Below are 3816 nucleotides of genomic sequence, written 5' to 3' on the forward strand. Positions count from 1 at the left end.
TGGTGGATTTTTAGGTATTTTTATATCCTTTTGCTTTCTTCATTATCAAGGTGTTTCAATAGGAAACGAAGGGTTAGTTTTGGCTTTCGTTCCATCTGGTGAAGTCGTTTCTCAAGGCATCTTTGCCTCTCTTGCACTCGGAGTGATTGCTGGTCTTTACCCAGCTTGGCAAGCCGGTAGATTGTCCATCAACGAAAGTCTCAAAATCACCTAATTTAATGATTCCTTTAACCTACTCCTGTAGAAACCTTTTGAGAAGGCCCGTCCAATCAATACAATTGATTATCGGAAGTTCCTTAGTGGTCATGCTGGTTATGCTCGCTGCGTGTATGAATCAAGCAATGGATCGCACACTTGCACGAACGGGAGAGCCCCGCAATGTCATCCTTTTAGGAGCCGGCAGTGAGGAGAGTGTAGAGCGTAGTGAGGTCAGAAATGGCTTGGAACAAATAATCGCATCTTCAATTCCCGGTATACTTCAAACTATGGAAAAGCCTACTATATCGCCTGAAATCCATTTTAACGGTATGTTGAGTGCCAATAAAGTAAACTCTCAGGCACTAGTTAGAGGGGTACGCCATGAAGCATTATGGGTTCACAAGGAGATACGGATTTTGGAGGGTCGCTTTCCAGAATCAGGAGAAATAATGATTGGAAGATTGGCACACCAAAAACTAGGAATATCCAGTTCGGCTCTACAAATCGGAAAAATAGTGGAATTGAGCGGAGAGAAAATGGTTATTTCCGGGATTTTTGACGCAATTGGAACTGTAATGGAGGCAGAAGTATGGGTACCACTCCAGGATTTAATGACTTACACACAAAGAGATAAACTTTCATGTGTTATAGTTTCACTTGTAAATACCGACTATATTCCAGACTTAGATGCGTTTACAAAACAAAGATTAGATCTGGAACTAGTGGCAATCCAGGAAACAGAATATTACGCAAAACTATCGAAGTTTTACGCACCTATAAGATGGATGGCATGGCTTTGCGCGATTCTCCTCTCGATTGGTGCCTTGTTTGGAGGATTAAATACATTGTATGCAGCATTTTCAGCTCGGATTCAAGAATTTGGTGCCATGCAAGCTATTGGTTTTAGTAGGCAAGCAATCCTTCTAAGTTTGACCCAAGAATCGTGTGTCACCGGGTTTATTGGATCTTTTTGTGCGTTTTTAATTTCAATTGTATGGTTTCAAGGTCTAGCATTTCCTTTTTCTATAGGTGTATTTATTTTGGACTTTAATTCATCAATACTAATCCTTGGATTGGTAACCGGCATAAGCCTTGGTGTAATAGGGGGCATACCACCAGCATGGAATTGTTTACGCGCAACTTTACCTGAAACTCTCAAATCGTCCTAATAAGACATTTTAAATATGAAAAGAATAACAACATTGATTAATTCCTATATTGCAATTTTGCTACTGTGCAGTTGTGGAGAAAATAACGATGAAAAAATATATAAGCAGGAAAATGACTACTATATAAAAGCAAACTTGCCAAAAGATTTCATTACAAACAAGGATCTTGGAAGTGCACTTTCAATTCTTGAAGCAAAAAAAGGGAAATTAGTTGATAAGAGCATATTATTAAGCGGTTATATAGGAGGTCGCCGAGAACCTTTTACCAAGGGAAGAGCAAGCTTTGTCGTAATCGATAATTCGATTAAGAAATGTAATGAAATAAAGGGAGATAATTGTCCGACTCCCTGGGATGCATGTTGTGAAGATAGAAGAACAATCTTATCTTCTACACTCACGGTTCAAATAATAGATAAAAATTCTAGCTTGCTCAAGGGTACCCTGAAGGGCGTAGATGGATTGCAACCCGGAAAAAAAATAAAGGTTTTTGGAACCATTGACACATCGTCAATTCCGTCTGCTATGCTCGTAAATGCAAAACAGATACAACTCCTTTAATATTTATTTATATATCACAATAAAGATATGATATTATATTTATATTTTGTAATATACATATTATTAAGCAGTTGTGTAATTAGAGATAATGAGTTATTAAAGACTCAACAGAAACTAAGTGATTCTATTGGTGGTGATTTATCCTTAAAAACTACTCATCCAGATGTTGAAAATAATATTACATTCCAATCAATTTTTACCAACAAAGACCTTAACTTTCTTATCACAAAGGGATTAAAAGAAAGTCCTTCCTGGCATGCAAAATTAGCAAAGCTAGATTTAGCAATATCTAAGAACGGATATTATACCGATGATTCGAAACCCACATTAAATATCTTAACTGGGTGGAAGGCAGGAAAAGAGAAAACAAAATCAACCGAGCTACAAACCTCCCGAATTCCAGAATGGGGTACAACTGCAACATACAATTGGGAGTTAGATCTCTGGGGTAAGTGGAAGGAACGAAAAAAAGAATCAGCTAAACTTATCAAGGCAGAACAACATATACTCGAAGGAGCAAAACTAAAATTGATTTACAGCATTGCTGAACGATGGCTTATGGCATGCTTTCTGAAGGAAGATCTCGGCATAATGACCACACAAATTAGAAACCATAACGAAGCACATATTTTGCACCTCCACAAATATAATGCCGGGCTAGACGATAATATCAGTTTGATTGAAATGGAGACCAAAATCAAATTACAAGTTATAGATCATAATCGTATCAAGCAAGATCTGGGAACATGTATTATACAACTTGGAACACTTCTGGGGTCACCACTTGATGGAAACCTCTCTGACATTCCAAACCTCTCATCATTAACCCTACCAAACTTACCTTCTCTTCTACCAAGTAGATTGCTTCGGGGTAGACCTGATATTATCGCTGGTCAATTAACGATTTATGCACATGCACATCGAGTCAACGCTTCTCGATTGAACCTTTATCCTTCACTAAACCTCAACCTTTCTGGTATTGGAATGAGCAGTGACCTGTCCGATGGCTTCGAACAATGGAAGTTTTCTGGAGGACCTGTGATTGACTTACCTATCATAAGCCCTCGACGAAGATCACAGTTAAGAATAGATGAAGCATCCTTAAAGATGATTGATTTTGAATGGAAGACTTCTCTTTTACAGGCAGTTAAAGAAATTGAAACGGCGACCATTAATCATCGATCAAATGTAGAAGATTATAAAATATCGAAGAATTTAGTGGATGAATTTATAAAGACCTATAAAATTTCCAATCTTAAATTTCAGGCAGGATTAACCTCAAAAATTGATCTTATTCAGCAAATTAACCGCTTAAACGAATCTAAAAGAAAATCTCTTATCCATAGAAGTAAATACTGGAAATCATTTCTATTCTTAACAGAGGGGCTTGGCATCAACTGGTTAGACTAAATTTCTCGTGCTTATGATTGTCTTGATTGAAAGATCTACATTTATTTAATTCTAAATTATTGCATAGTTTACTTTCCTTGAATTTTATAATTTATTAGTGCAAAAAAATAAAACAGTGCGATGTATTTTAGGGGATTGTAAATTTCCTCAAACATGTCAATGGAACAAAGCTTGCATGGAAATAGGCTTAAGAAAAAGCCTTAAATCTAAAGAAAAAAAGCCTGCTCCCAATGTAGAAGGTAGTTCCTGCGAAAATCAGAAGCTAGATCTTTTTAATCCCGGCGGTTTATCAAGCAGCACTTTTACCAAAAAAGATCGGCGCAAGGATTGAGGCGACCCAAGGCCCTCATTTTTAAGCCATTTCCGAGTCTCGTTTCGTTCAACTCGTTCATCAACATCCCAACTTTTTTCAGGAATTACTGTTTTTAAAGTCTGCGAGGACAACGGTATAGATTCATCCAGATTATAGTCAGGTTGCTGG

Annotated in this window: 4 protein-coding genes and 1 pseudogene; 4 read left to right on the forward strand and 1 reads right to left on the reverse strand. The window is 37.3% G+C overall.

The features are described 5' to 3' along the window. The 4 genes and pseudogenes from ACKPQ4_RS03980 to ACKPQ4_RS03995 all read left to right on the forward strand — a co-directional run. A pseudogene (locus ACKPQ4_RS03980) lies at positions 1-214 on the forward strand (ABC transporter permease); the annotation flags it as partial. A 37-nt stretch (positions 215-251) separates the two neighbouring features. Continuing rightward, entirely contained in the window at positions 252-1367 is a 1116-nt protein-coding gene (locus ACKPQ4_RS03985) for an ABC transporter permease (RefSeq protein WP_407679915.1), read from the forward strand. A gap of 15 nt (positions 1368-1382) precedes the next feature. Next, positions 1383-1925: a hypothetical protein gene (locus ACKPQ4_RS03990; RefSeq protein ID WP_407679916.1), complete on the forward strand. Its 543-nt coding sequence runs from the start codon at positions 1383-1385 to the stop codon at positions 1923-1925. 27 nt (positions 1926-1952) lie between these two features. Next, complete coding sequence (locus tag ACKPQ4_RS03995) at positions 1953-3335, forward strand: TolC family protein (protein WP_407679917.1); 1383 nt, start codon at positions 1953-1955, stop codon at positions 3333-3335. Between the two features lie 255 nt (positions 3336-3590). On the opposite strand, the gene ACKPQ4_RS04000 is transcribed toward ACKPQ4_RS03995, so the two are convergent. Next, positions 3591-3816: hypothetical protein (locus ACKPQ4_RS04000; RefSeq protein ID WP_407679918.1), on the reverse strand; the 226-nt coding region annotated here is incomplete at its 5' end.

It is taken from the genome of Candidatus Chordibacter forsetii (assembly GCF_964187505.1).
Classification (GTDB): domain Bacteria; phylum Verrucomicrobiota; class Verrucomicrobiia; order Opitutales; family Seribacteraceae; genus Chordibacter; species Chordibacter forsetii.

Excerpts from the sequence above, each read along its gene's own strand:
- ACKPQ4_RS03990 (WP_407679916.1), top strand. The coding sequence starts at position 1,383 with ATGAAAAGAATAACAACATTGATTAATTCCTATATTGCAATTTTGCTA.
- ACKPQ4_RS03995 (WP_407679917.1), top strand. The coding sequence starts at position 1,953 with ATGATATTATATTTATATTTTGTAATATACATATTATTAAGCAGTTGT.